The sequence below is a fragment of the Pseudomonas sp. 2(2015) genome (assembly GCF_000955865.1).
Classification (GTDB): domain Bacteria; phylum Pseudomonadota; class Gammaproteobacteria; order Pseudomonadales; family Pseudomonadaceae; genus Aquipseudomonas.
In genome coordinates this window covers 212,765-236,849 of the sequence record NZ_JYOF01000004.1, presented here as the reverse complement: position 1 = coordinate 236,849, position 24,085 = coordinate 212,765, and the positions used below count along the sequence as shown (strand labels likewise).

General features: G+C 62.8%; 25 protein-coding genes. 3 read left to right on the top strand and 22 right to left on the bottom strand.

Annotated features, from left to right (window positions below; translation table 11 throughout):
* Positions 1-5: 5 nt before the first annotated feature.
* From phnE to UB48_RS09260, 4 genes are read right to left on the bottom strand one after another with little or no spacing between them, the layout of a single operon-like run.
* Positions 6-773: a phosphonate ABC transporter, permease protein PhnE gene (gene phnE / locus UB48_RS09275; protein WP_045196173.1), complete on the bottom strand. Its 768-nt coding sequence runs from the start codon at positions 771-773 to the stop codon at positions 6-8.
* Positions 770-1,597 (bottom strand): ABC transporter permease, encoded by an 828-nt coding sequence (locus UB48_RS09270; RefSeq protein WP_045196171.1) that lies wholly within the window; start codon positions 1,595-1,597, stop codon positions 770-772. Before UB48_RS09270 ends, phnE begins: the two co-directional genes overlap by 4 nt.
* Entirely contained in the window at positions 1,591-2,385 is a 795-nt protein-coding gene (locus UB48_RS09265) for a phosphonate ABC transporter ATP-binding protein (protein WP_045196169.1), read from the bottom strand. Before UB48_RS09265 ends, UB48_RS09270 begins: the two co-directional genes overlap by 7 nt.
* Positions 2,382-3,236, bottom strand: coding sequence for a putative selenate ABC transporter substrate-binding protein (locus tag UB48_RS09260; protein ID WP_045196167.1), 855 nt, complete (start codon positions 3,234-3,236; stop codon positions 2,382-2,384). The genes UB48_RS09265 and UB48_RS09260 overlap by 4 nt, the downstream gene beginning before the upstream one ends.
* Before the next feature lie 121 nt (positions 3,237-3,357).
* Here UB48_RS09260 and selD point away from each other — a divergent pair, with 121 nt between their 5' ends.
* Positions 3,358-4,392 carry a selenide, water dikinase SelD gene (gene selD / locus UB48_RS09255; protein WP_045196165.1) on the top strand — a complete coding sequence of 345 codons (1,035 nt, stop codon included), beginning with the start codon at positions 3,358-3,360 and terminating at the stop codon, positions 4,390-4,392.
* Positions 4,392-5,495 (top strand): tRNA 2-selenouridine(34) synthase MnmH, encoded by a 1,104-nt coding sequence (mnmH, locus tag UB48_RS09250; RefSeq protein ID WP_045196163.1) that lies wholly within the window; start codon positions 4,392-4,394, stop codon positions 5,493-5,495. Before selD ends, mnmH begins: the two co-directional genes overlap by 1 nt.
* Before the next feature lie 2 nt (positions 5,496-5,497).
* Here the strand turns inward: mnmH and UB48_RS09245 are convergent, their stop codons facing one another.
* Both UB48_RS09245 and UB48_RS09240 read right to left on the bottom strand, forming a co-directional pair.
* On the bottom strand, positions 5,498-5,881 hold the full coding sequence (locus tag UB48_RS09245) for a lysozyme inhibitor LprI family protein (RefSeq protein WP_045196161.1): 384 nt from the start codon (positions 5,879-5,881) through the stop codon (positions 5,498-5,500).
* Positions 5,878-6,849 (bottom strand): LysR family transcriptional regulator, encoded by a 972-nt coding sequence (locus UB48_RS09240; RefSeq protein WP_045196160.1) that lies wholly within the window; start codon positions 6,847-6,849, stop codon positions 5,878-5,880. The genes UB48_RS09245 and UB48_RS09240 overlap by 4 nt, the downstream gene beginning before the upstream one ends.
* A gap of 88 nt (positions 6,850-6,937) precedes the next feature.
* Between UB48_RS09240 and UB48_RS09235 the strand changes: the two genes are divergently transcribed.
* Positions 6,938-7,420 carry a DMT family transporter gene (locus UB48_RS09235; RefSeq protein WP_045196159.1) on the top strand — a complete coding sequence of 161 codons (483 nt, stop codon included), beginning with the start codon at positions 6,938-6,940 and terminating at the stop codon, positions 7,418-7,420.
* On the opposite strand, the gene UB48_RS09230 is transcribed toward UB48_RS09235, so the two are convergent.
* From UB48_RS09230 to cyoB, 16 genes are all read right to left on the bottom strand, one after another.
* Entirely contained in the window at positions 7,417-7,971 is a 555-nt protein-coding gene (locus tag UB48_RS09230) for a hypothetical protein (RefSeq protein ID WP_045196158.1), read from the bottom strand. The two genes, UB48_RS09235 and UB48_RS09230, sit on opposite strands and share 4 nt — an antisense overlap.
* Complete coding sequence (locus UB48_RS27080; protein WP_052676506.1) at positions 7,971-8,498, bottom strand: hypothetical protein; 528 nt, start codon at positions 8,496-8,498, stop codon at positions 7,971-7,973. The genes UB48_RS09230 and UB48_RS27080 overlap by 1 nt, the downstream gene beginning before the upstream one ends.
* A 73-nt stretch (positions 8,499-8,571) precedes the next feature.
* Positions 8,572-11,091, bottom strand: coding sequence for a TonB-dependent receptor (locus tag UB48_RS09220; RefSeq protein ID WP_045196156.1), 2,520 nt, complete (start codon positions 11,089-11,091; stop codon positions 8,572-8,574).
* Between the two features lie 80 nt (positions 11,092-11,171).
* Positions 11,172-12,146, bottom strand: coding sequence for a FecR domain-containing protein (locus UB48_RS09215; RefSeq protein ID WP_045196154.1), 975 nt, complete (start codon positions 12,144-12,146; stop codon positions 11,172-11,174).
* A gap of 6 nt (positions 12,147-12,152) precedes the next feature.
* A complete protein-coding gene (locus tag UB48_RS09210; protein ID WP_045196152.1) occupies positions 12,153-12,671 on the bottom strand; it encodes a sigma-70 family RNA polymerase sigma factor in 519 nt (172 codons plus the stop codon).
* An 88-nt stretch (positions 12,672-12,759) separates the two neighbouring features.
* Entirely contained in the window at positions 12,760-13,329 is a 570-nt protein-coding gene (locus tag UB48_RS09205; RefSeq protein ID WP_045196150.1) for a GNAT family N-acetyltransferase, read from the bottom strand.
* A gap of 54 nt (positions 13,330-13,383) precedes the next feature.
* Positions 13,384-13,758, bottom strand: a complete 375-nt coding sequence (locus UB48_RS09200; RefSeq protein ID WP_045196148.1) for a YkgJ family cysteine cluster protein — start codon at positions 13,756-13,758, stop codon at positions 13,384-13,386.
* 180 nt (positions 13,759-13,938) lie between these two features.
* Positions 13,939-15,159, bottom strand: a complete 1,221-nt coding sequence (gene alaC, locus UB48_RS09195) for an alanine transaminase (protein WP_045196146.1) — start codon at positions 15,157-15,159, stop codon at positions 13,939-13,941.
* Between the two features lie 113 nt (positions 15,160-15,272).
* Positions 15,273-16,406, bottom strand: a complete 1,134-nt coding sequence (locus UB48_RS09190; protein WP_045196144.1) for a hypothetical protein — start codon at positions 16,404-16,406, stop codon at positions 15,273-15,275.
* Positions 16,407-16,519: 113 nt separating this feature from the next.
* On the bottom strand, positions 16,520-18,280 hold the full coding sequence (locus UB48_RS09185) for an L-tyrosine/L-tryptophan isonitrile synthase family protein (RefSeq protein WP_045196142.1): 1,761 nt from the start codon (positions 18,278-18,280) through the stop codon (positions 16,520-16,522).
* A gap of 27 nt (positions 18,281-18,307) precedes the next feature.
* On the bottom strand, positions 18,308-19,012 hold the full coding sequence (locus tag UB48_RS09180) for an HAD family hydrolase (protein ID WP_045196140.1): 705 nt from the start codon (positions 19,010-19,012) through the stop codon (positions 18,308-18,310).
* Positions 19,012-20,007, bottom strand: coding sequence for an isocyanide synthase family protein (locus UB48_RS09175; RefSeq protein ID WP_045196138.1), 996 nt, complete (start codon positions 20,005-20,007; stop codon positions 19,012-19,014). The genes UB48_RS09180 and UB48_RS09175 overlap by 1 nt, the downstream gene beginning before the upstream one ends.
* A 194-nt stretch (positions 20,008-20,201) precedes the next feature.
* Positions 20,202-21,089: a heme o synthase gene (cyoE, locus tag UB48_RS09170; RefSeq protein ID WP_038997062.1), complete on the bottom strand. Its 888-nt coding sequence runs from the start codon at positions 21,087-21,089 to the stop codon at positions 20,202-20,204.
* 11 nt (positions 21,090-21,100) lie between these two features.
* Entirely contained in the window at positions 21,101-21,433 is a 333-nt protein-coding gene (gene cyoD, locus UB48_RS09165) for a cytochrome o ubiquinol oxidase subunit IV (RefSeq protein ID WP_038997063.1), read from the bottom strand.
* Positions 21,434-22,063: a cytochrome o ubiquinol oxidase subunit III gene (locus UB48_RS09160; RefSeq protein ID WP_026001353.1), complete on the bottom strand. Its 630-nt coding sequence runs from the start codon at positions 22,061-22,063 to the stop codon at positions 21,434-21,436.
* A 3-nt stretch (positions 22,064-22,066) separates the two neighbouring features.
* Positions 22,067-24,085: a cytochrome o ubiquinol oxidase subunit I gene (gene cyoB / locus UB48_RS09155; protein ID WP_045196135.1), complete on the bottom strand. Its 2,019-nt coding sequence runs from the start codon at positions 24,083-24,085 to the stop codon at positions 22,067-22,069.

Sequence of the window (24,085 nt, the reverse complement as noted above, 5' to 3'; positions counted from 1 at the left end):
GGCTTTCAAGCCCGCACAAAGCGCTGCCGGAGCACATCGCTCAAGGCATCGACCAGCAGCACCAGCACCAGCATGGCGATGATCACCGTGCTGGCCCGGGCTTCCTGGAACAGGCTCAGGGTGGTGTAGAGCATCTGCCCCAGGCCGCCGGCACCGACAAAGCCCAGCACGCTGGCCATGCGGATGTTGTTTTCCCAGCGGTACAGGCTGTAGGCAAGCATCTGCGGCCAGAGGTTAGGCAAGGTGCCGAAGCAGAATGCAGTGACCTGGCTGCCGCCTTGCAGACGAATGGCCGCAGCCGGCTCTGGCGGGGCGTTTTCCAGTGCCTCGGCGAACAGCCGGCCGAGAACACCTGAGGTGTGCAAGGCCAGGGCCAGGGTCCCGGCATTGGGCCCAAGGCCCGCGGCCAGGACGGTCAAGGCCGCCCACACCAGCTCTGGTATCGCGCGCAGGGCGTTAAGCAGCAGGCGCGCAACGCCTTGCAGCGGCCAGCCGAACCGCCCGGCGGCCGGCAAGGCCAGCATCAGCCCGAGCACCACCGCTAGCAAAGTACCCAGGCCCGACATGGCCAGGGTTTCCAATGCGCCCTTGGCGACCGCCCGCAGGTGCTCGGGGCTCAGCTCGGGGCTGAGGAAGCGCAGCGCATAAGCGCCCATCTGCCCTAACCCGCCGTTGCCAAACAGCGCCTGCAGATCAAGGCTCAAGTAAGCGAACGAAGCTGCCACCGCCGCCACCAGTGCCAGCACCAGCGCGGTATTGATCAGCACTCTCATGCCAACCTCCCGCGCAGCAGGCGGCTGAGCTGGTCGGCCAGCCATACCAGCAACAGAAATGTCAGCAGCATGCTCGCCACCTCGGCGCCGGCGAACATGCGCATGGAGAGGTCGATCTGCTGGCCGAGCCCCCCTGCACCGACAAAACCCATCACCACCGAGGCACGGATCGCACACTCCCAGCGGTACACCGTATAAGACACCAGCTCCGCCGCCGCAGTCGGCAGGATGCCGTAGCAGAACGCGCTCAAGCGGCTGCTGCCGGTCTGCAACAAGGCATGCGCCGGGCGCTGGTCGATCGATTCGAAAATCTCGGCATAGACCTTGCCAAGCATGCCGCTGTAGGTGATGGCGATGGCCAGCACCCCGGCGGTCGGGCCCAGGCCCACGGCACGCACGAACAGCAGCGCCCAAACGATCTCCGGCACGCTGCGCAAAAAGATCAACAGGCCGCGCACCGGCAGACGCAGGGTCCGCGACCAGAATCCCAGGCGACCGCCACGGGAAGCGGCGCGCAACGACAGCGCCCGGCTGGCCAGCAGGCTGGCCGGGATCGCCAGCAGCAACGCCAGGGTCATGCCGGCGGTGGCTACGGCCAGGGTTTGCAAGGTGGCCTCAAGCAGCAGCCGAAGAAAGTCCGCTTCATGGGCTGGCGGCCAGAAGGCGCTGACAAAATTACCCATCTCCCGGCGGTTATCGGCCTGCAGAAGCACCCCAGGGTTGAGCTCGCTGAGGCGGATACCCGGCCACAGCAAGGCTATCGCCAGCAGCGCCAGCAACAGCCTGGGCAACGCCGCCGGGTCACGGCGATCGGCCTTCAGCATCGGGGAATCTGCAGGTTCAAGGCCGGCAGCGGTAACGCCGGCGGCAGCAGTTGCTCGTTGGCATACAAGGCATCGAGCATGGCGCTGGACACCTCGCTCGCCGGGCGGTCAAAGACGATGCGCCCCTCGCGAATACCGATAACCCGCGCAAAATGCGCCAGCGCCAGCTCTACCGCATGCAGGCTGGCGATCAGGGTCACGCGGCGTTCGCTGGCATGCTGGTTGAGGGTTTTCAGGCTGTGTTCGGCGAGCACCGGGTCCATCGCCGAGACCGGTTCGTCAGCCAGCAAAATCTGCGGTTGCTGGTACAACGCGCGGGCAATGCCGACCCGCTGCAACTGGCCACCGGACAATTGCCCGCACTGGACAAAAATCTTCTCGGCCATGCCAAGGGTCGTCAGCACCTCACGCACACCGGCGACATCCGTCGGGTGCAGCAGGTTGAGCAGCCCGCGCAAGGTGCTCCACTGTCCCAGGCGCCCGGCCAGCACTGCAGTTACCACCCGCTGGCGTGGTGGCAACGGCGGCGTCTGGTGGATCAGGGCGATGCGCGCGCGCAGGCGCTGAAGCGCAGCGGCCGACAAGCGCCAGGGTGTCACGCCGAGCAGCTCTACGTTGCCGGTACTGGGCGCGATGGCCGTGCCCAGCAGTTGCAGCAAGCTCGACTTGCCCGCCCCCGACGGGCCGATGATCGCCACCCGCTCGCCGACGCCAACCTGCAGGTCAATGCCGTGCAGCGCCTGGACCTGGCCGTGGCGCAGGCTGGCGCCGCGCAAACGGATGGTCATTTCAGCAAGTCGGCGGCGCGCGCGGCCTCTTCGATGCCCTTGTAGTTATCCGGGCTGGTTTCGATGAAGCGGCTCGCAGCCTGTAGGTCGAGGATGGCTTTGTCGTCAGGTTTGGCCGGATCGAGGTCGAGGAAGGCCTGCTTGATCCTGGCTTTGAGTGCCGGCTCGAGGCTGCCGCGCACGGTCCAGTTGTAGTCGTAGTAGCTTGGGGTGGTGGCGAACACCTTGACCTTGTTGGTATCGACCTTGCCTGCGGCCACCAATTTGTCCCAGACGCTGGCGTTGAGCACGCCGGCGTCGACCTTGCCGGCCTGGACCCAGGCGGCAGTGGCGTCGTGGGCACCGGAATAGGCAACACGGCTGAAGTAACTCTCCGGCTTGATGTTGTCATTCTTGAGCATGAAGTAGCGCGGCATCAGGCTGCCCGAGGTGGACGAAACAGAACCGAAGGCAAAGGTCTTGCCCTTGAGGTCGGCAAGGCTCTTCACATCAGGATTGGCAGTGATGAATTTGCTGGTGAACTTGGCATCCTGTTCGCGCTGCACCAAAGGCGTGGCGGTCGGGTCCTTGAGATGTACCTGGACGAACGTAAAGCCGCCGAGCCAGGCCAGATCCAGGCGATCGGTAGCCAGCGCCTCGACCACCGCCGGGTAGTCGGCCACCGGCACAAACTGGACCTTCATCCCCAGCTTCTGCTCCAGGTACTCGCCCAATGGCTTGAACTTGCGCAGCAGTTCGGTCGGCGCTTCGTCAGGGATGGCACTGACTCGCAGTGTGTCGGCCGCCATGGCCAGGTAGGACGAGCACGACAATACCAGGCCGGCAAACAGCGCCAGGGGACGTTTGAGCATGGGGATTCTCCGGTTCAATAGCGGGGAAAGGGCCACACGGGCCACCCCGGAAATTATAAGAGGCATCGGCGTAAAGACCAGCTTTGCTACACTCGGGCCTTCACGAATTTTCGAGGTGCGTATGAGCGAGCCGATTCGCCTGACCCAGTACAGCCATGGCGCCGGCTGTGGCTGCAAGATCTCTCCGAAGATGCTCGAGGTGATCCTCGCCGAAAGCGGCACCCAGGCCCTGGACCCCAAGCTCTGGGTCGGCAACGCCTCGCGCGACGACGCAGCCGTCTACGCCCTCGATGACGAACGCGGTGTGGTTTCGACCACTGACTTTTTCATGCCCATCGTCGATGACCCCTATGACTTCGGCCGCATCGCCGCCACCAACGCCATCAGCGACATCTACGCCATGGGCGGTGACCCGCTGATGGCCATCGCCATTCTTGGCTGGCCGGTCAACGTGCTGGCCCCGGAAGTGGCCCGTGAAGTGATCCGTGGCGGCCGCGCCGTCTGCGCCGAGGCCGGTATTCCGCTCGCTGGGGGCCACTCCATCGATGCCCCCGAGCCGATCTTCGGCCTGGCCGTGACCGGCGTGGTGCAAAAGCGCCATATGAAGCGCAACGATACCGCCACCGTCGGTTGTCGCCTGTACCTGACCAAGCCGCTGGGCATCGGTATCCTCACCACCGCCGAGAAAAAAGCCAAGCTGCGCGACCAGGACAAGGGCCTGGCCCGCGACTGGATGTGCACCTTGAACACCCCGGGCAGCCGCTTCGGCAAGCTGGCCGGGGTCAAGGCCATGACCGACGTCACCGGCTTCGGCCTGCTCGGCCACCTGGTGGAACTGGCCGACGGCAGCGGCCTCAGCGCCCGCCTCAACTACAGCGCGGTGCCCCGCCTGCCGAGCGTTGAGCACTACCTGAGTGAGGGCTGCGTTCCGGGCGGCACCCTGCGCAACTTCGACAGCTATGGCGAAAAAATCGCCGCGCTGAGCGACGAGCAAAAGCACTTACTGTGCGACCCGCAAACCAGCGGCGGCCTGCTGGTGGCGGTGGCGCCAGAGGGTGAAGCGGAGTTTCTCGCCGTGGCCGGCGAACTGGGCTTGAACCTGGCGCCAATCGGCGAGCTGGTCGAGCGACAGAGCCATGCAGTTGAGGTGCTTTGATGCGCGACAACTGCACCGACTACCGCCAGCTGTTTCTTAACGATGTAGCCATGATGGACATGCGCGCCCCGGTCGAATTCAGCAAGGGCGCCTTCCCCCACGTAATCAACCTACCGCTGATGAACGACCTTGAACGGCAGAAGGTCGGCACCTGCTACAAGCAGCAGGGCCAGCAGGCCGCCATCGACCTCGGCCATCAACTGGTCAGCGGCCCGCTCAAGGACCAACGCATTGCCGCCTGGGCGGCCTTCGCCCGGGCCAACCCCCAGGGTTACCTCTACTGCTTTCGCGGCGGCCTGCGCTCGCAGATCGCCCAGCAGTGGCTCAAGGCCGAAGCCGGCATCCACTACCCCAAGGTGGTCGGCGGCTACAAGGCGATGCGCAACTTCCTGCTGCATACCACCCAGCAAGCGGTAACCGACTGTGACTTCGTGCTGATCGGCGGCCTCACCGGCACCGGCAAGACCGAGGTGCTGCAAACGCTGGACAATGCGCTTGATCTGGAAGGCCACGCCAATCACCGCGGCTCAAGCTTCGGTAAACGCGCTACCGGCCAGCCGGCGCAGATCGACTTCGAGAACCAGCTGGCCATCGACGTACTGAAAAAACGCGCACGCGGCGTCGAGCAATTTGTACTCGAAGATGAAGGCCGCATCGTCGGCAGTTGCACCCTGCCGCTGGAGCTTTACCAGGGCATGCAGCACTACCCGCTGGTGTGGCTGGAAGACAGCTTTGACAACCGGGTCGAGCGGATTCTGCGCGATTACGTGATCGACCTGAGCGCCGAGTTCGTTGCCTTGCACGGGGATGAAAACGGCCTGCCGCAGTTTGCCGAACGCCTGACCCAAAGCATGGCCAACATCCTCAAGCGCCTCGGCGGCGAGCGTTACCAGCGGTTGTCGGCGTTACTCGAGCAAGCGCTGCAAGAGCAGCTTCACACGGGTGAGGTGGACCTGCACCGAGCCTGGATCAGCGGCCTGCTCAACGAGTACTACGACCCGATGTACGCCTACCAGCGCCAGAGCAAGGCCGAGCGTATCGAGTTTGCCGGCGACCAGCGCGAAGTGCGCGAGTACCTGCGTGCTCGCGCCACCCGGCGCTGACCTCAAGGCTGCAGCAAGGCCTGCAGTTCATCGGCGCGGTCGCGGGTACTGCCGAGGATGCAACCGGCACCATTGAGCTGATCCATGGTGCCGCCGGTGAGGCTGTAATACAGGTTGCAGTTGGCGTCGCGGTACTTGATCCAGGCCCGCTGGGCTTCACGCAGCTGGGTTTGCTGCGGCCCTTCGAGGCCGGCCATGGCCTTTTTGTAGGCACTGTTGAGGCGGCTGTCCTGGCGTTTGATCTCGGCGCCGTTGCAGTTGTTCATGGCCAGGGTGGATTCGGCGGTTTTCATGCAGGCGCTGTAGGCCTGTGAGTATTCGTCCTGGGCCTGGGCTATTGAAGAACAACAGGCCAACAGGCCGACAAGCAAAAATGGATGTTTCATTCTGCGGACACCTTCTTGGGTGGGAGCGGCGGTGCGACGCCTCGACTTGCCCCGCGATCAGGCCGGCCATATTGACACACCTGCATCACCTTCTCGCGCAACCAGCGATGCCCCGCCTCCCCTTCGCGGCGCTGATGCCAGGCCTGCTGGAAGGCAAAGGGTTTGATTGCCAATGGTGGCGCAAACCTGCGCAGGCGTGAATCCAGCGCACCGCTGTCCAGGCTGCGGCGGGCCACGGTCAGGATCAGGTCGGTGCCGGCAATCACTTCCTGGGCCGCGGTCCAATGGGGCAAGGCCAGCGCCACCCGGCGCCGGGCACCGATGCCCTGGAGCGCCAGGTCAATCTCGTTGTCGATACCCGGACGCACTGCCACCAGCACATGCGGCCGTGCCAGCCACGCATCCAGGCTCAGGCCGCCCCGCACAGGCAAACTGCTGCGATCGGCGATGCAGGTGAAGGACTCGTCGAACAGCGTCTGCGCCCGCAGCTCCTCGGCCATTTGCGGAAACACCGCCAGAGCCAGGTCGGCCTCGCCGTCGAACAGCTGGCCGAGCATGGCCTCACGGCTGCCCTGGGAGACAATCAGATCGATCCCCGGCGCCTCTTCGCGCAACATGCGCATCAAGCCGGGCAACACTACCCGCGCGCCGTAATCAGACATCGCCAGACGAAAACTGCGCTGCGCCCGACGCGGGTCGAAACCGGGGCTGCCGAGCAAGCCGTCGAGCTGCTCCAGCGCCTGCTGCAAAGGCTCGATCAGGGCCTGGGCGCGCGCCGTGGCGTGCAGACGACCACCGCGACGCACCAGCAACGGATCACCGAACAGCTCACGCAGTTGCGCCAGGGCATGGCTGACCGCCGGCTGGCTACGATGCAGGCGCAAGGCCGCGCGCGAGACATGCTGCTCGGCCAGCAGCGCGTGCAGGGTCAACAGCAGGTTGAGGTCGATCCGGCGCAGATCATCCATCAGACGAATAACTCCTGTGCAGCATTCGAATTTCCATTATTGGGATGGATAGCAAAGACTTTGGCAAGCCACTTTTGAGAGCCATGCCATGAACCTGCCCGCTATTACCGCCACCTTGCTGCCCCTGACTATCGCCCTGCTGGCCGGCGCCGCCGTGCCCTTCCAGGCCGGCAGCAACGCAGCGCTCGGCCGCCTGCTCGGGCACCCGTTGTGGGCGTCGCTGGTGTCGCTGGCGGTGAGTGTGCTGATGGTGATCCCGGCATTGCTGGTTTTGCGGGCGCCGCTGCCACAACTCAATGCCTTGGCCCAAGCGCCCTGGTGGGCCTGGTTGGGCGGCGTTGCCGGGGTTGCCTACATCACCGCCGCACTGGTGCTGACGCCAAGGCTGGGCGCCGCCGGCTTCATCGTTTGCGTAATTGCCGGGCAGGTGCTGTCGTCGTTGATCATCGACCAATGGGGCCTGATGGGTTTGCCCGAACGCCCGGTCAACGGCCTGCGCCTGGCCGGGGTCGGGCTGATCGTGGTCGGCATGCTGGTAGTGCAGTGGGGAACCTCGGCGTCCGCCCGCTAGATGGCGTCCTTGTCGATCTCGATCGGTGGTGGCGGCGGTTCGATCACTTTCTTTATCTGAAAGTGCAGGCTGGGGGTCTGGATGGCGTAGACGATGACAATGTTCAATACGATTGACAGGCCGCCATCCAGCCAATTCCAACCGGGTAGCTGCGCGCCCTTGAGCCCCTGCCGACACCACCAGGCCTGCATGACGCAGAAGAAGCTGATCGACAGCAACCAGAGGTAATAACCCGGGCCAAAACCGGTAACGTCGAGAAAGCTGTAGCTGTGATTGTCGGGCAGGCGCTCCACCATCAAGGCACTGAGGCCCAGGTACAAGGCGCCGAGGCCAAGCACCAGGGCCAGCCAGCGCCAGCGCCGGTGCATAAGGATCGCCAGCCCCAGCAACGGGTTGGCAAACCAGCCGTAGATCTGCATGACGATGCCCCAAGGCCCGAGCAACAGCACCTGCAGGGCATGCAAAGAGCCATCGGCCGACAGGTGAATGGCCTTGCAACTCAGACTCAGCAGGTACAGCGCCAGGGTGATCGCAACGTAAAAGCGGGCCATCAATTGCCTCCACATTCAATGCACGAGGTTGGCTCGGGGGCCGAGCGAAACGGCACTTTACTCCAGGGCGTGAAGGCCAGCGGCACGGTCAACACGATGCCGGCGACCAGCCCCCAGGCCGGCCAGCCCAGCAGCGGCACCTTGCTGCTGTCCGCAGGTTCGTGGCGGTAACGCCACTGGCCGAGAATGAACACCAGCATCGCCAGCAGCCACACGTAGTAACCGATCAGCAGCCCCGGTCCGTTGGCCGAATCAGGCACCGGGGTCAAGCCGAGCCAGCCCAGCGGCACCATCAGGCCACTGAGCGCCAACGCCGCGCAGCCCAGGTACAGGGCTACCTGCGGCTTGGTCCGGTGCATCACCAGGGCGGCGAAATACAGTGGGTTGGCAAACCAGAAGGACCCGTTCAACACCCCCAGGGCCAGGGCGTGCATGCCGCGCATTACATCGTGCTCACGGGCGCAGGCCTGGAGGAACAGGCTGGTGAGGTAGCAGGCCAGGCTTAAGGTCAGATAATTGAACGGCACCAGGCAATCCTTGCTGGTAAAAGAGCGCGCGACAATAGCGCAGACCGGTGGCCTGCGCAAAGTCGCCCGGCGCTTAGTAGGTGCCGCGCAGGGTCAGCATGAAGTTGCGGGGGTCGCCGTAGTAGTTGCCATAGGTGGAGGTTCCCACGGTCTGGTAGTACTTCTTGTCGAACAGGTTGTTGCCGTTGAGGGTCAGGTCCCAGTGCTCGTCGACCTTGTACTCGACCAGTGCACTCCAGGTCGCATACCCCCCTTGGGTGAAGTCGAACGGCACATCACGCTCGGCGATTGAACCATCGCCATTGAAACGGTTGGTGGTGCCGGATACGTAAGTCGCACTCTGCGCCTGCACGCCGCCACCAACCTTGAAGTCCTGCAGCACACCCGGCAGCCGGTAAGTGGTGTAGAGCTTGAACAGGTGCTTGGGCATCACCGTGCTCAGCGAGGTATTGGCACTGCGGTTGCGATTGAGGTTGAAGGTATAGCCACCGATCAGCATCCAGTCCGGCAGCAGTTCCCCCGACGCTTCGATATCGATGCCCTTGCTGACCACTTCACCGTTGTCCAGGTAGCAGCAGCTGCCGGCAAACAGATTGCTCGCCGAGGTGAAGCGCGGGTCACGCACCGCTTCGTTTTCACGGGTGGTGTAGTACAAGGCAATGTTGGTGTTCAACGCGCCGTCGAACAGCTCGCCCTTGAGGCCGGTCTCGTAGGTCTTGCCGGTCATCGGCTGCAACGGGCTGCCCGGTTGCGGGCCGGCCAGCTTGTTGGCCTGCGGCTTGTAGATCTGCGAGTAGCTGGCGTAGGCCGACCACTGCTCATCAAGGTCATAGACCACGCCACCAAACGGCGTGAGCTTGGTGCCGATGCGCTGGTCGACTTGCGAAGCCACGTTCCATTGCTCGCCGGTGCGGGTCTGGTACGTCTGCTCGAAGTGGTAACGCTGGGCGCGGGCACCGAGGATCAGGTGCAGCGGTTCGGCCAGTTGCAGGCGCAGGCTGGAGTAAAGGCCGTACTGACGCTGGGCGTTGGGGTTGTAGTCGCGGCTGTAGTCGGTGTGGTTGGCAGGCTCCGGCCAGGGCGTGGCGTCGGGGTCGAAGACATTCACCGGCCCGCCAAAGCCGGGATGTGGCGCGGTGCCCAGCCAGCGGCTGTCGATGCGCTGGTAGTCAGCCCCCAGTATCAGCTGGTGATCCAGGCCAAAGGCCTGGAAATTGCCGGCCAGGTTGACGTCGTACAGGTGCTGTTCGTTTTCCTGGCGGCTCTGGGTACCGTACCAGGTCACGCCGCTGCCGCTGATCGGGTCAACCGCATTGAGGGTCGACGCGGTCTTGAACCAGGACACATCCCAGATGTTGGTGTACGACAGGTTGAGTTTCCAGTCGTCGTTGAAGCGATGGTCGACCTTGGCGAAATACTCGCGCGCCGTGGTGTCGGTGAATGCCCAGGACTGGGTCAGGCCGGTGTGCCGTGGCAGGCCCAGATCGGCACCATTGCTGTAGCGCGGCACAGCGGCGTTGGTGCCGTTCTCATGGGACTTGTTGTAGCGCACGCCGAAGGTGAGCATGGTGTCATCGCTCACGTCGGCTTCCATCACGCCGTACACCAGCGGCTTTTCCGTGCTGCGCTTGTCGATGAAGTACTGGCGGTCGGTGTTGGCCACCACCAGGCGCCCACGCAAGCGGCCGTCCCAGCCCATGGGCCCGGTGATGTCGAGTTCCTGGCGATAGTTGTCCCAGCTGCCGGCCGACAGGCTCAGTTTGAGCTGGTTCTCGGACATCGGCCGCTTGCGCACCATGTTGATGATCCCGCCCGGGTCGCCCGAGCCGCCGAACAAGGCCCCGCTACCACGCAGCACCTCGACGTGGTCGAACTCGGCCAGGTCGAAGATGTTCGACGAATAGAACGAGCCCATGGCCGTGCCCAGCGCCTGCGGGGCGGCGCCATCGATCTGCAGGTTCTGGATGGAAAAGCCGCGCGAGATGAAATCCTGGATGCGGAAAGTCGTGCTCTGGGTAATCACTCCCGGTGTCGCCTTCATCGCTTCGTTGATGTCGGTGAGCTGCTGGTCTTCGATCAGCTGACGGGTGATCACCGCCACCGACTGCGGCGTTTCGCGCAGGCTGGTCGGTGACTTGGAGCCTACGCTGATAAGCCCCGGCGCATAGGAGCCGGTATTTTCCGTACTTTCGCCCATGCCCTGGCCGGCCACCGTGGTGACCCCCAGCTCCAGCACCTGGGCTGCCGGTGTAGCGGCTTGCGGTAGCAACACATAACCGTTGTCACCCTGGGCAATACGGTAGCCGCTGCCCTCGAGCAAGCGGGCAAAACCGTCTTCAAGGGCGAAGCTGCCCTGCAGGCCGGCTGTGTTACGCCCCGCCAAATCAGCCGGATCGAAGGCCAGGGCGACGCCGGCTTGCTGGGCGAAGCGGTTGAGCGCTGTGCTCAGCGCACCAGCAGGCACGTCGAAGCGCTGTTGTTGACCCTGGGCCATTGCTGGCACAGCGACTGCAGTCAGCAGCAGGCCGCTGCAGGCCAGCTGTACACAGAGCGCCAGAGGGCTCAAAACGGGGCGGCCAGTAAATCGGCGCATGGTGAAAAGGCTCCTTGTTTAATCATGTTGGCTTCTAGAAGGACGGGCCAAGATGAGAATGAGGAACCAGTCGCGAACAATTACTTATCAGCACTGCGGCGCTCGATACGCGTCCACCAGGCCGTATGCGAATGAATCGATATCGGCAGCACTTCAGCCAGCAGCTGCAGGGCCCGCTCGCTGTCGTCCAGCGGCAGCACTGCCGACACCCGCAGATCAGCCAGCGCCTTGCGGTCGAAGCTCAGATGGCCGCGGCGCTGGCGGGCCAGGGCATCGAGGACATCCACCAGCGGCGATTGCTCAACCACCAGTTGATGACGCTGCCAGGCTTGGTCAACGCTGGCCGGATCAATACTGGCCAGCAGCCCCAGATCATCCCGGCGAACCCAGGCCCGCCCGCCTTTGCCCACCGCCAGCGACTTGTCCTGCTCGGCACTGCGCACCATCACCTGGGATTCGAGCATGGTCAGTTCGCTGCCGGCACCGCCACGGGCAACCACGAAGCGCGTGCCCAGGGCCTGGAACGTGCCGTCGGCGGTGGCCACCACGAAAGGCCGGCTGCTGTCGTGCGCGACATCCACCAGCACCTTGCCGCGCAACAGTTCGATACGTCGCTCGTGGGCGCTGAAGCGCACGTCCAGGGCCGAGTTGCCTTCGAGGATGACCCGCGTGCCGTCGCTCAGCGTGTGGCTCTGCCATTGCGCCGGCGCGGTGTGCAGGTCGGCCAGCAGGTTTTGCGGATGCCAGCCGGACAGGCTCAGGGGCACGCCCAGTGCTGCCAGCAAAGCCAGGCCCAACAGCACCCGGCGTGGGTACTGCGCACGCCGCTGGGCATTTGCAGGCGTGCGCAGTGCGGCGCGCACCGGCTGGCGTTGCGGGCGCAGGCTGTGCATCTGTTCGAGGATCGCCTGCATGCGAGTGAAGGTGGCTTCATGGCGAGCGTCCTGCCGACGCCAGGCATCCAGCGCCTGGCGCTCTGCCTCACTCAGCTCACCCTCACCCAGGCGCAAAATCCATTCGGCGGCGTGCTGCTCGATTGACGCTTGGGCCGTCATCGGCAATCAAACATTAACGGCCTGGTGGCAATGCACCAGGGCCTGCATCAGGTACTTGCGCACCATGCGTGGCGAAACCTGCAGGCGCTCGGCGATCTGCACCTGGCTCAGCTCGTCCAGGTAATAGTCGACAAAGGCCTGGCGGGCCTTTTCATGCAAGCCCTCGAGCATGAAGGTAATCTGCTCCAGCGCCTCCAGGGTCAGGAGGATCTGCTCGGGCGACTGATGGCCCTCCATGACCTCGACAGTCAGGGCCAGTTCGCGCAGGTAGGCGTCTTCGATCTGCTGGCGACGTGCCCGATCGATGATCAGGCGTCGCGCCGTGGTACTGAGGAAGGCACGCGGCTCGCGAATACCCAGGAGCGTGTCGCGCGAGCCGAGGATGCGTACAAAGGTGTCCTGTGCCAGGTCCGCCGCATGCTGTGAACAGCGCAACTTGCGCCGCAGCCAGTTGAACAACCAGCCATGGTGCTCGCAATACAGCGTATGGATCGCGCGTTGCAGCGGCGGCTCGGCGACGGACATGGCGCACTCGCAAGTGTGTAAGTGAGAATTGTTCCGAATAATATCCAGATGCCCGACCGCAACGCAACCGCCAGGCAGCGGTCAGGATTCAACCGTCCAGCGGCGCCTGATCGAGCAGCAGCCCGTACAGCCCCGAGTCCGAAAGCTCTCCGGCCACGCACCAGCGCTGGCGCAACAGCCCTTCAAGGACGAAACCCTGGCGCTCCAGGGTACGCGCCGACCCCTGGTTGCGCGGGTCGATCTCGGCCTCCAGCCGGCGCAGGTGCAGGCCATGGGCCAGGTAATCGATGAAACAGGTCAGCGCCTCGTCCATGTAGCCACGGCCCTGCGCGCAACTGGCCAGGCAATAGCCGATTTCGCCACGGCGCGAGGTGGGCTCCAGGTTGAACAGCTGGGTCATGCCGATCAGCTCGCTATTGTCGCGCCGATAGATTCCCAGCTTGAGCATCTGCCCGGCGGCGTATGCGTCGCGGTCTTCGGCCAGCGCTGCCTGAGCCTCTGCCAGCACTTGCCAGGGGCCGTGGTTCCAGTAACGCATGACCTGAGGGTCGGCCATGATGGCAAACCACGCCGCAGCATCTTCGGCCACCATCGGGCGCAGTTGCAGGCGCGGGCTTTCGAGGCACAGGTCAGCGGGAAAACTGTACATGCGGGTCACGCGGGACCTCCTGTCCGATTCATCAACCCGGCAGTGTAACCTTCAAGTCGCGCCTCAGGCGACTTCGGCGCCCTCGTCCGGCCAGATTGGCTCGTTGGCCTCCAGCGGTGGCAGGCCATAGGCGGCACGGGCGGCATCGCAGCTGGGGTTGGCTTCGCCATTGACCCAGGCCGCATCGAACTCGCGACAAGGGGTTGAGCGCTGTTCATACAGGCTGCAGCTGACCCCTTTGCCGATCTCGCCCTCAAGCCCGATGCAGCGACAGGGCTTGCTGTCGGTGCCGATCATCGCAACGCGGCTGGGGCTGATCTGGACCACCAGATCGTCGGGCACGACACCACCCGCCGACGTGCACTCACCCCAGAAGAAAGACACACGGAAATACCCGCAGCAGGCGCCGCAGTTCAAACAAGGATTATGTTCGGACATGATGAGAAGGGGGGGAGGTTGATTATCGTTATAGGGAGAAACCCGCCGCCATTCTATGCTTTGCCGGGTGTTTGAGAAGGGGGGTAATGCAGAAATAAATCGCCGCTGACGGACGGTTGTTTCGCGGGAAAAACCTGCTCCAGCTGTAGGAACAGGTTTGACCCGCGCCCGGGTCAGTGCTTACTTCTGGGCCGGCTTGCTGCCGATGCCATCAGCCCGGAACATCTGGCGAATACCGCGTACCGCCTGGCGGATACGGTCCTGGTTCTCGATCAGGGCAAAGCGCACATGATCATCGCCATAGTCACCAAAGCCGATGCCCGGCGACACACAGACCTTGGCCTCGGCCAGCAGCTTCTTGGCGAACTCCAGCGAGCCCAGGTGTGCATACTCTTCGGGAATCTTCGCCCAGACGTACATCGACGCCTTGGGGTTCTCGACCATCCAGCCCAGCTCGTGCAGGCCCTTGACCAGCACGTTGCGGCGCTGGCGATACTGCTCGGCGATATCGCGCACGCACTGCTGGTCGCCTTCCAGAGCAGCAATGGCCGCGACCTGCAGCGGGGTGAAGGTGCCGTAGTCGTGGTAACTCTTGATGCGGGCCAGGGCGCTGACCAGCTCGGGGTTGCCGACCATGAAGCCGATTCGCCAGCCGGCCATGTTGTAGCTCTTGGACAGGGTGAAGAACTCCACGGCAATGTCCTTGGCCCCCGGCACCTGCATGATCGACGGCGCCTTCCAGCCGTCGTAGACGATGTCGGCGTAAGCCAGGTCGTGGATCACCAGCACGTCATACTGCTTGGCCAGGGCCACCACCCGCTCGAAGAAGTCCAGCTCGACGCACTGCGCGGTCGGGTTGGACGGGAAGCCGAGGATCATCATCTTCGGTTTCGGAATGGATTCGCGGATCGCCCGCTCCAGCTCATTAAAGAAGTCCACGCCCGGAATCAGCGGCACCGAACGCACCTGGGCACCGGCTATCACCGCGCCATAGATGTGAATCGGGTAGCTGGGGTTGGGTACTAGCACGGTGTCGCCATGGTCGAGGGTGGCGAGCATCAGGTGCGCCAGTCCCTCTTTGGAGCCGATGGTGACGATGGCTTCGCTTTCCGGGTCGATCTCGACCTCGTAGCGGTCCTTGTACCAGCGCGAAATCGCCCGGCGCAGGCGCGGGATGCCGCGGGACGTCGAATAGCCGTGGGTGTCTTCGCGCTGGGCGACCTGCACCAGTTTCTCAACGATGTGCGGCGGCGTGGCCCCGTCGGGGTTGCCCATGCTCAGGTCGATGATGTCTTCGCCACGACGGCGTGCAGCCATCTTGAGCTCGGCGGTAATGTTGAAGACGTAGGGGGGGAGACGATCAATGCGCGCAAAGCGGCGCGGCGAACCTTGGTCAGCCATGGCTTCCTCGAAGACGTAAGCGCCCGGAACCGTCCGAGCGACGTTGGCCACTGCGGTGGCCGAAGCAGAAGATAGGGCCTCGACCGCCGCGCTGTCCAGCACAAAAACAGGTGTTAACGGATTTCCTTGTAGGACGATGCCTGCCATTTCACGGCTGCAGCCAGGCCCTCGGTGGGCATAAGACCGCTGCCTTTCACCGCTGAAAAACTCGTACCCTGGTTGCCCAGCGAAACGGCGCGCTCACCCTTTTCAGCTTCGGTCAGCACGATATAGGAATGTTTGCGCATTGCCTGGTACTTGCTTTCGTCACGCTCAAGCACCTGATGATAGGCCTGCAAGTCACGTTCGTTGAGGTTAAGCATCTTCTGCAATTTGACGCCCCAGCGGGTCAGGCAGACTTCGGCAAAATGGCGAACGATCAGCCCGGGCTCGGCCAGTACCTTGCCGCCAGCGGCGCCGTCGGCGGCCGCGTTGCCCACCAGTGTGGCGTGGCGCCCCGGCATCGGGTAGACATGGCAACGGGTGGCGTCATGGGTTTTGGGAACTACGCAGGCAAAGCCCTTGGAGCGCTCGTCGCGGGAGAAGAAACCTACGTACTGTTTGACGTTCTCGCCCAGTTGCACGCGATGGCGGTCGAAGTTACCAATGCCCGGCACCGGATCGATGGCGAATATATTCACTGGAAGCTTTTTCAGCTCACTGTCGCCAAGCATGGCATTGGCCAGCATGTGGCAGCTGACGGCGCCCCTGCTCCACCCCACAAGGTTGACCTGGGTGGGAATGACGCCTTCCTTGCGAAACTGCTTGATGATCTGCTCCTGGAGCAACTGCGGGGTAATCTTGCGATTGCCGTAGTTGTAGGTGCGCCAGAACCAGGACGCCGTAGCGGTCGAGTTGGGGATAGGGATGCCAGCAGCCTTCAGGCGCTGATACTCCTCCTCGCTCAGTTCCGTGCGCTGCCAGTTGCTCTGCCCCTTGATGATCTGCAGTGCGTGCTGGACGTTCTCCTCCCAGCCTTTGCCGAACAAGGTCTGGTTCCAGTTGTAATAACCACCGGGTTCGACGAACAGTTCATCGGCTTGCAGGTTGCCACTGCCCGGGCCATCGACGGCGATCCAGTGGGCATACTCCTTGCCCTGGTCGTTTGAAGCGAGGGTCGAAACCAGCTCGCCATTCCAGAAGTTGGGGTTGTTGTCGTCGAATCGGTGCGACCCGGTGCCGCAAAAATACACGGTCAAAACACTCATGCCATGATCCTGTCAGGTTGAAGATCACGACACGCTACCGCCGGCACAGCACCCGCGGCAGGCGGAAAGCCTCCCGGGCAGCGGGCACCGACCGCTGCCAGGGAGTGTTCGGCTCAGTACACCTGAACCCGCCACAGCTCACGGGAGGCCGAGGCCGGCGACATAGGCAAGCGGCCATGCAGGGTCTGGTAGTTGTCGATCAGCACCAGATCACCTTCGACCCAGTCATGGGCGATCAGGCATTCATCGTCGTAGACCAGGGCATTGAGCTGCTCAAGCAGGGCCTGCTGGGCCTGCGCCTCGAAGCCTTGCACCTCCTGGCTCAAGGTCTGCAGGCTGGAGTCGGTGCCTTCCTGATAGCGCAGAATACGTTCGCCGGTGCGCGGGTGCAGGTCGACCAGGCTGTAGTGACGCGGCGAACCACCAAAGTAAGTCATACGCGTGTAATAGGTGATATCAACCGCCTGCCACAACCGCGCCACCTGGTTGCCAACCTTGCGCAAGGCATTGCGGCTGTCGACGATGGTGGTCTGCCCTTCCCCCGGTTGCGGCGCAGTCTTGCAATAGAGCATGAACTTGCTTGCGCAGAACTTCGGATCGCGCTGAACCTGAGCATCGCTGTCCGGCAGCATGTTCAGGTCCCAATGCAATGGAGTCTTTTCCAGCGAGTGCACCACGCCTTCGGGTTTGTCCGCCGGCTTGACCACATGCACCTTGCCGAACGCCCACTGGTAGATGGTGCCAAAGCGCTCGCAGTCGCGGGCAAAGCTGTCGCGGTCTTCGAAGCGGCAGCCACGCAGGCAGACAAAGCCGAAGGTCTCCACCAGCGCTTCGAGCAGCTGCGTCGAAAAACGTTCGAAGCCCAGCCCCAACGGGTCACGTACCACCAAGCCGAACAATGGGCGCTTCTGCAGCTCGAACTCGAAGCCCTGCAGCGCTTCGCCGGTGCTCTCGTGGTACAGCCACGGGCGCCCCTGGTACTGCACCAGCACATGCTTGTCGATGTCCACCTCGGCACGGCCGCGCAGAGTCTGGCTGCCATCCAGGTGGCGCACCGGCACCGCATGCCAGGGGCTGGACACCCGGGTCAGACCGTCGGCCAGGGCCACGGTGAATTTTGGCCCGGCATTGTCGTACTGATGCACCGACAGGCGGATGTCGTCGGGGAAGAAGCGATTGACCGCAGCGTTCAACGCCTGGCCGCGGAACATCATCTGGTAGGCCTTGTAGCCGATCTGCTGCAGGTGCTCGTCTTCGCTCTGCCCAGCTTCGCGGCACAGGCGCAAGTCGTTGTAGAGGTGGCTGCAGAGCTTGTCGTGGGCGTGGCTGAGGGTTTCATCATGGCGGCTCTGCTCGATCAGTGCCTCGACGTTCTTCCACGGCAAACGTGCCTGTTTGACCAGGGTCGCGCGTACGGCATCGGCACTGCTGGCCTGGGGGAACAGGTCTTCCATGCTCACCCAGTTGATCGTGTGGGTGGTGCACAACTCGCGCAAGGCCTGGTTGTAGGCTTTGCGCAGGTCATCAGGTACACCAACGATGTCGTTGAAGGTGGTGCCATCGCTGAGGATCGACACCACGCAGCCCGGCGCGTGCAGCGCGGCAATGTCCTGGCCGAGTTGGTCGAGGCGCTCGATGGCCATGGCTTCGCCGTAATCCGGCATCGTGCCGAAGGTCTGGTCGCGGGCGTTCGGCGACTTGCACGGGAAGCCCGGCAGCACCAGACGCACCGGCGCCTGCTGATCGTAGAAGCGGGCCAGGCTGACGGCCAGATTGGCCCTGCCCGCCGCGTCGAAGCGATCGTCATTGTCCTTGAGCAGATAACCCGCCAGCACGTCGCTGACCGCCTTGATCCAGGTGTCCTTGTGTTGCATGACCTTTCTTCCTTGAGAGGTGGTGTTTCAACGCTGGCTGGCGAGAGTGCCAGCCATGCAAGAAGTGAGTGCCTGTTGCAGGGCCCGCAACAGCTCTGCCGGCTGCTCGCAGTAAAGATCCGCCGCCTGTGCCTGCAAGGCATAGACCGGGCCATAGCCCCAGGTCACGGCGGCGCAGTGCATGCCGGCCGCCCGCGCGGTCATCAGATCGATGACGGTATCGCCGACAAACAGGCAACGCGCGGGCTCGACGGCCAGGTAGCGGGCCGCCTCCAGAGCCGCGTCAGGCTGCGGCTTGAGCGGGTGGCCGCGGCGCTGGCCAAGGACAAGCTCGAAGGTACCCGACGGGAACAGCTGCGCAGCCACCTGCAGCGCCATGTCATGGGCCTTGTTGGTGACGACGGCCATCGGCAGTTGCAGGCTGCGACAGCCTTCAAGCAGCTCCGGCACGCCATCGAACGGTCGCGAGAACTGCACCAGGTGCTGCTGGTAGCAGGCGATGTAGTGCTCATGCAGAGCCTTGTCGTCGACAATCCCCAGGCGCGCAGCAACCCGCTCGAGCATCGCCCCGGTACCGCCGCCTACGTAGGCACTGATGGTCTCCAGTGACAGCGGCGGGTAGCCCTGCTCTTGCAGCACGTGGTTCAGGCACCAGACGATATCGGGCAAGGTGTCGACCAGGGTGCCGTCGAGGTCGAAGATCACCGCATCAGCCGCCAGCGCTACCGGCATCATTGCGCACTGGCGTAGTGGCAAGGACGGCCCTGGCGGAACACCAGGCGGCTGTAGCGCTCATCGATGTTGCTGCGCTTGTCGAGCATCACCACCCCGCTACGCTTGATCGCCACCGAGTGCCAGGGCGTACGCCAGAGGTCGCTGGTAGGCACCAGGCGAATGCCGATTTTCGCCGATACCGCCAACTGCGGGTGGATCGACAGGCGCAGGCACTGTGGATAACGCGCCTGCAGCAAGGCACTCCAGGCTTCACTGCGCTGGATCACCCGTTGCGAGGCCGGCTTGGCGATCTTCTTCACCGCGTTCAGGCTCATGCCGGCGAACTCGCCAAGGCCTGAGTAATCCTCGGACAGAAAGCGGTGGATGCCGCAGTACATCAGCATCATGTGTGGCTCGTCCTGAAAGCGCTGGCCCAGCGCAATCAGCGACTGGCCGTACTCGATCATCAGCTCTTCGCGCATGGAGTCCAGGCAACCCAGTTGCGGATAGGCATCCTTGAGATCGAACAGGGCGAAGCTGTTCGGGTAGTGCTGCTCGGCGTAGCGCTGGATCTCGTCGGTGTAAGCTTTGACGTGCTCATCCGGCACGCGCACCAGGTCGGAGAACACATAGCCGTCGGAGCAGATGTGAATCAACGCACCCGGTGCGTACAGGGACTGGATTTCCGCGCACAGCTGCTGCAGCTCGTCGATGGCGTGGCGCTCGGCAAGGTCTGGCAGGTGGCTGAGGGTTTTCTGCCGGTTCGGCGATTTGCCCGGGAAGGCCGGCAGAACCATCTCGATGCGCTGGCCGGCTTCGATGGCGGTGAGGACTTTATCCAGATGCGGTTCGAGCACCTCGGCCGACAGCTCGTCATCCTGCCCGGGCGCCAGGCTGCGACGACGGAACAGGCAATCGAGCACCTGCAAGGCGGTGTCGAAATGAGCGGAAGTGTGGCGTTCGCGCAACAGCGCGAGGCACGCCCGTTGAGCAACGGCGTTTGGCTCGGTCATGAACAGTCCCTTGTGTGATGAATCACGGCCAGCATCCTCTGGCCCTGCGCAGATACTCCTTACCTGCGCGGCGATAAAATCCGGCAAACACGGGGTACTTGTCAACAGCAGTTTCGGTCGTTTGTAGAAACGCCGCACAAACAAAAACGCCCCAGGCTTCGCAGCCTGGGGCGTTTTCATTACACGCTGATGAATCAGTGCGCGTAAGTCAGCAGCAGCTCGGTCGGCACTTTGGTGTCCAGCGACATCATCACGCTCAGGGCAGTGATGGTGAAGATCGAGAACACGAACAGCTTGCGTGCCCACAGGCGGTCATCGACAGCCTTGTAGCCGGTCCAGGCCATGTACAGCCAGTACATGCCCATGGCCGCGGCTACGGCCATGTAGCTCATGCCGGCGTAGCCACCCAGGGTCAGCATCAGGGTCGCTACCAGGAACGCCACGATGTACCAGAGGATGTGCTTCTTGGCCACCAGAATCCCGCGCTTGACCGGCAGCACCGGAATCGATGCGGCCAGGTAGTCGTTGAAACGGAAAATCGCAATGGCGTAGGAATGCGGCATTTGCCACAGGCTGAACATCACCAGCAGGGTCAGTGCAGCCAGGTCGAAGCTGTTGCTTACCGCGCAATAGCCGATCACCGGAGGCATGGCACCGGACAGGCTGCCCACCAGGGTGCCGTGCACCGATTTGCGCTTGAGGTACAGGCTGTAGAACCCCACGTAGATGACAAAGCCGATCAGGCCGAACAACGCTGCCAGAGCATTGGCCTGCACATACAGCAGGCCAAGGCCGGCCACCCCGAGCAGGGTGGCGTAGGCCAGCGCGACTTTCAGCGAGATCTGGCCCTGGACCATCGCCCGGTTCTTGGTGCGCTCCATCTTGATGTCGATGTCACGGTCGATGCAGTTGTTGAACACGCAACCAGACGCCACCACCAACGAAGTGCCAATCACCGTGGCCAGGAACAGCATGAAGTCGACATGCCCTTGCGCGGCAAGGAAGAAACCGCCTGCCACAGAAAGCACGTTACCGAAAATGATCCCCGGTTTGGTGATTTGGATAAAGTGCTTAACGGACATGTCGTCTTACCTCACTTCGCCATCATGCTGGTGTGGATGCTGAACATGATCCACAGCGACAGGCCGACCAACAGTGCAATGACCATCACGGTAAACATGAAGGTCGACACGTTGGAGCGCTGCTCGGCGGAACGGTCCATGTGCAGGAAGTACACCAGGTGAACCACGACCTGGATGACCGCCAGGGCCACCACGACCATGATCGTGATGTCCTTGGGCATGCTCGGGAACATCACCAGGCCGAACGGAATCGCTGTCAGGATGACCGACAGGATGAAACCGATCACATAGGACTTGACGCTACCGTGGTTGCCCTCGGCGTGGCTGTTATGTGCGTTAGCCATTTACAGAACCCCCAGCAGATACACGACGGTGAACACGCAGATCCAGACCACGTCCAGGAAGTGCCAGAACAGGCTCAGGCAGCTCATGCGGGTCTTGGCGGTGCCAGTGATACCGTGCTTGTTGATCTGGTACATCATTACCGCCATCCAGATCAGACCTGCGGTTACGTGCAGACCGTGGGTACCGACCAGCGCGAAGAACGCCGACAGGAAGCCACTGCGCTGCGGGCCGAAGCCCTCGGCGATCAGGTGATGGAACTCATAGACTTCCATCGCGATGAAGCCGGCACCGAACAGGAAGGTGACAGCCAGCCAGCCCAGCACGCCGCCCTTGTTGCCTTTGAACATCTGCAACATGGCGAAGCCGAAGGTGATACTCGAGAACAGCAGCAGTGCGGTTTCGACCGCGACAAAGTCCAGCTGGAAAATGTCGTGACCCGACGGGCCGCCGGCAAAACTGCCGGACAGCACCGCGTAGGTGGCGAAGAGCGACGCAAACAGGATGCAGTCGGTCATCAGGTACAGCCAGAAACCGAATACGGTCATCTGGCCCGAGTCGTGGTGGTGGTCGTCATGCCCATGGTCGTGACCATGAGCATGAGTATCAGCGTTAATTACATGACTGGACATTGATTAAACCCGTTCAAACGATTCGACACGTGCGCCAACCGGAGTACCGGTAGCCAGGCCCAGGGACTTCATGCGCTCACCTTCGATGCGCGCCACTTCCTCGGCTGGAACCATGTAACCCTGGTCGTCACGAGCAGCGTGGGCGACGAAGACCGCGATGGTACCGATCAGGCTTGCGCCGACCAGCCACCAGATGTGCCAGATGAAGGCGAAACCGAACACGGTCAGCAAGGCACCCATGAACACACCGGTAGAGGTGTTGTTCGGCATGTGGATCGCTTCGTACTTGGCTGGAACCTTGTAGGCAACACCGGCTTCCTTGGCTTCGTGCCAGGCATCCAGGCCGACTTTCTCAGGCATGGTGGCGAAGTTGTAGAACGGTGGTGGCGACGAAGTCGACCATTCCAGGGTACGGCCGCCCCATGGGTCGCCGGTCACGTCCATGTTGTCCTTGCGGTCGCGGATCGACACGTACAGCTGGATCAGCTGGCAAGCGATACCGAACAGGATCAGCACGGCGCCGACAACGGCTACGTACAGGTAGGGTTCCCACAGTGGGTTGTCGGAGTGGTTCAGACGACGGGTCATACCCATGAAGCCCAGTGCGTACAGCGGCATGAAGGCCACGTAGAAACCGGAGATCCAGAACCAGAAGGCAGCTTTGCCCCACTTCTCGTTCAGGGTGAAACCGAAGGCTTTCGGGAACCAGAAGGCGAAGCCGGCGATGTAGCCGAATACCGCACCACCGATGATCACGTTGTGGAAGTGAGCGATTACGAACAGGCTGTTGTGCAGAACGAAGTCAGCACCTGGAACAGCCAGCAGTACGCCGGTCATACCACCGATCGAGAAGGTCACCATGAAGCCCAGGGTCCACATGATCGGCGCGGTGAAACGCAGACGGCCCTGGTAGATCGTGAACAGCCAGTTGAACAGCTTCACCCCGGTTGGGATCGAGATCAGCATGGTCGCCAGACCGAAGAAGGTGTTGACGCTGGCGCCCGAACCCATGGTGAAGAAGTGGTGCAGCCATACCGCAAAGCCCAGTACCGCGATCGCGCCCGAAGCGTAGATCATCGACTTGTGGCCGAACAGGCGTTTGCCGGCGAAGGTCGAGGTGACTTCCGAGAACACACCGAAGGCCGGCAGGATCAGGATGTAAACCTCAGGGTGACCCCAGGCCCAGAACAGGTTGACGTACATCATCGGGTTCCCACCAAGCTCGTTGGTGAAAATGTGGAAGTCCAGATAACGGTCAACGGTCAGCAGAGCCAGTGCAGCGGTCAGGATCGGGAACGAAGCGACGATCAGCACGTTGGCCCAGGTGCAGGTCCAGGTGAAGATCGGCATGTCCATCAGCTTCATGCCAGGCGCGCGCATTTTCAGCACGGTGGCGAGGAAGTTGACACCCGTTAGCGTCGTACCCAGGCCCGATAGCTGTAGCGCCCAGATGTAGTAGTCGACACCCACACCAGGACTGTACTGGATACCCGCCAACGGTGGATAAGCGACCCAGCCGGTCTTGGCGAACTCACCAACACCCAGCGAGACGTTGACCAGCACGACGCCGGACACCAGCAGCCAGAAGCTCAGGGAGTTGAGGAACGGGAAGGCAACGTCACGCGCACCGATCTGCAGAGGCAGGGCCAGGTTCATCAGGCCGGTGAAGAATGGCATTGCCATGAAGATGATCATGATCACACCGTGAGCGGTGAAGATCTGGTCATAGTGTTCGGGCGGCAGGTAGCCCTCGGATCCGCCGGTGGCCATGGCCAGCTGCGTGCGCATCATGATGGCGTCGGCAAAGCCGCGCAGCAGCATGATCATCGCGACGATGATGTACATCACCCCGATCTTCTTGTGGTCGACCGAAGTCAGCCACTCGGACCACAGGTAGGTCCACTTCTTGAAATAGGTGATAGCACCAACGAGCGCGAGACCGCCGAGCGCGATCATGGCAAGCGTCACCATGACTATCGGCTCGTGATACGGAATCGCATCCAGACTTAGTTTACCGAACAT

Excerpts from the sequence above, each read along its gene's own strand:
- phnE (WP_045196173.1), bottom strand. The coding sequence starts at position 773 with ATGAGAGTGCTGATCAATACCGCGCTGGTGCTGGCACTGGTGGCGGCG.
- UB48_RS09270 (WP_045196171.1), bottom strand. The coding sequence starts at position 1,597 with ATGCTGAAGGCCGATCGCCGTGACCCGGCGGCGTTGCCCAGGCTGTTG.
- UB48_RS09265 (WP_045196169.1), bottom strand. The coding sequence starts at position 2,385 with ATGACCATCCGTTTGCGCGGCGCCAGCCTGCGCCACGGCCAGGTCCAG.
- UB48_RS09260 (WP_045196167.1), bottom strand. The coding sequence starts at position 3,236 with ATGCTCAAACGTCCCCTGGCGCTGTTTGCCGGCCTGGTATTGTCGTGC.
- selD (WP_045196165.1), top strand. The coding sequence starts at position 3,358 with ATGAGCGAGCCGATTCGCCTGACCCAGTACAGCCATGGCGCCGGCTGT.
- mnmH (WP_045196163.1), top strand. The coding sequence starts at position 4,392 with ATGCGCGACAACTGCACCGACTACCGCCAGCTGTTTCTTAACGATGTA.
- UB48_RS09245 (WP_045196161.1), bottom strand. The coding sequence starts at position 5,881 with ATGAAACATCCATTTTTGCTTGTCGGCCTGTTGGCCTGTTGTTCTTCA.
- UB48_RS09240 (WP_045196160.1), bottom strand. The coding sequence starts at position 6,849 with ATGGATGATCTGCGCCGGATCGACCTCAACCTGCTGTTGACCCTGCAC.
- UB48_RS09235 (WP_045196159.1), top strand. The coding sequence starts at position 6,938 with ATGAACCTGCCCGCTATTACCGCCACCTTGCTGCCCCTGACTATCGCC.
- UB48_RS09230 (WP_045196158.1), bottom strand. The coding sequence starts at position 7,971 with ATGGCCCGCTTTTACGTTGCGATCACCCTGGCGCTGTACCTGCTGAGT.
- UB48_RS09220 (WP_045196156.1), bottom strand. The coding sequence starts at position 11,091 with ATGCGCCGATTTACTGGCCGCCCCGTTTTGAGCCCTCTGGCGCTCTGT.
- UB48_RS09215 (WP_045196154.1), bottom strand. The coding sequence starts at position 12,146 with ATGACGGCCCAAGCGTCAATCGAGCAGCACGCCGCCGAATGGATTTTG.
- UB48_RS09210 (WP_045196152.1), bottom strand. The coding sequence starts at position 12,671 with ATGTCCGTCGCCGAGCCGCCGCTGCAACGCGCGATCCATACGCTGTAT.
- UB48_RS09200 (WP_045196148.1), bottom strand. The coding sequence starts at position 13,758 with ATGTCCGAACATAATCCTTGTTTGAACTGCGGCGCCTGCTGCGGGTAT.
- alaC (WP_045196146.1), bottom strand. The coding sequence starts at position 15,159 with ATGGCTGACCAAGGTTCGCCGCGCCGCTTTGCGCGCATTGATCGTCTC.
- UB48_RS09190 (WP_045196144.1), bottom strand. The coding sequence starts at position 16,406 with ATGAGTGTTTTGACCGTGTATTTTTGCGGCACCGGGTCGCACCGATTC.
- UB48_RS09185 (WP_045196142.1), bottom strand. The coding sequence starts at position 18,280 with ATGCAACACAAGGACACCTGGATCAAGGCGGTCAGCGACGTGCTGGCG.
- UB48_RS09180 (WP_045196140.1), bottom strand. The coding sequence starts at position 19,012 with ATGCCGGTAGCGCTGGCGGCTGATGCGGTGATCTTCGACCTCGACGGC.
- UB48_RS09175 (WP_045196138.1), bottom strand. The coding sequence starts at position 20,007 with ATGACCGAGCCAAACGCCGTTGCTCAACGGGCGTGCCTCGCGCTGTTG.
- cyoE (WP_038997062.1), bottom strand. The coding sequence starts at position 21,089 with ATGTCCGTTAAGCACTTTATCCAAATCACCAAACCGGGGATCATTTTC.
- cyoD (WP_038997063.1), bottom strand. The coding sequence starts at position 21,433 with ATGGCTAACGCACATAACAGCCACGCCGAGGGCAACCACGGTAGCGTC.
- UB48_RS09160 (WP_026001353.1), bottom strand. The coding sequence starts at position 22,063 with ATGTCCAGTCATGTAATTAACGCTGATACTCATGCTCATGGTCACGAC.
- cyoB (WP_045196135.1), bottom strand. The coding sequence starts at position 24,085 with ATGTTCGGTAAACTAAGTCTGGATGCGATTCCGTATCACGAGCCGATA.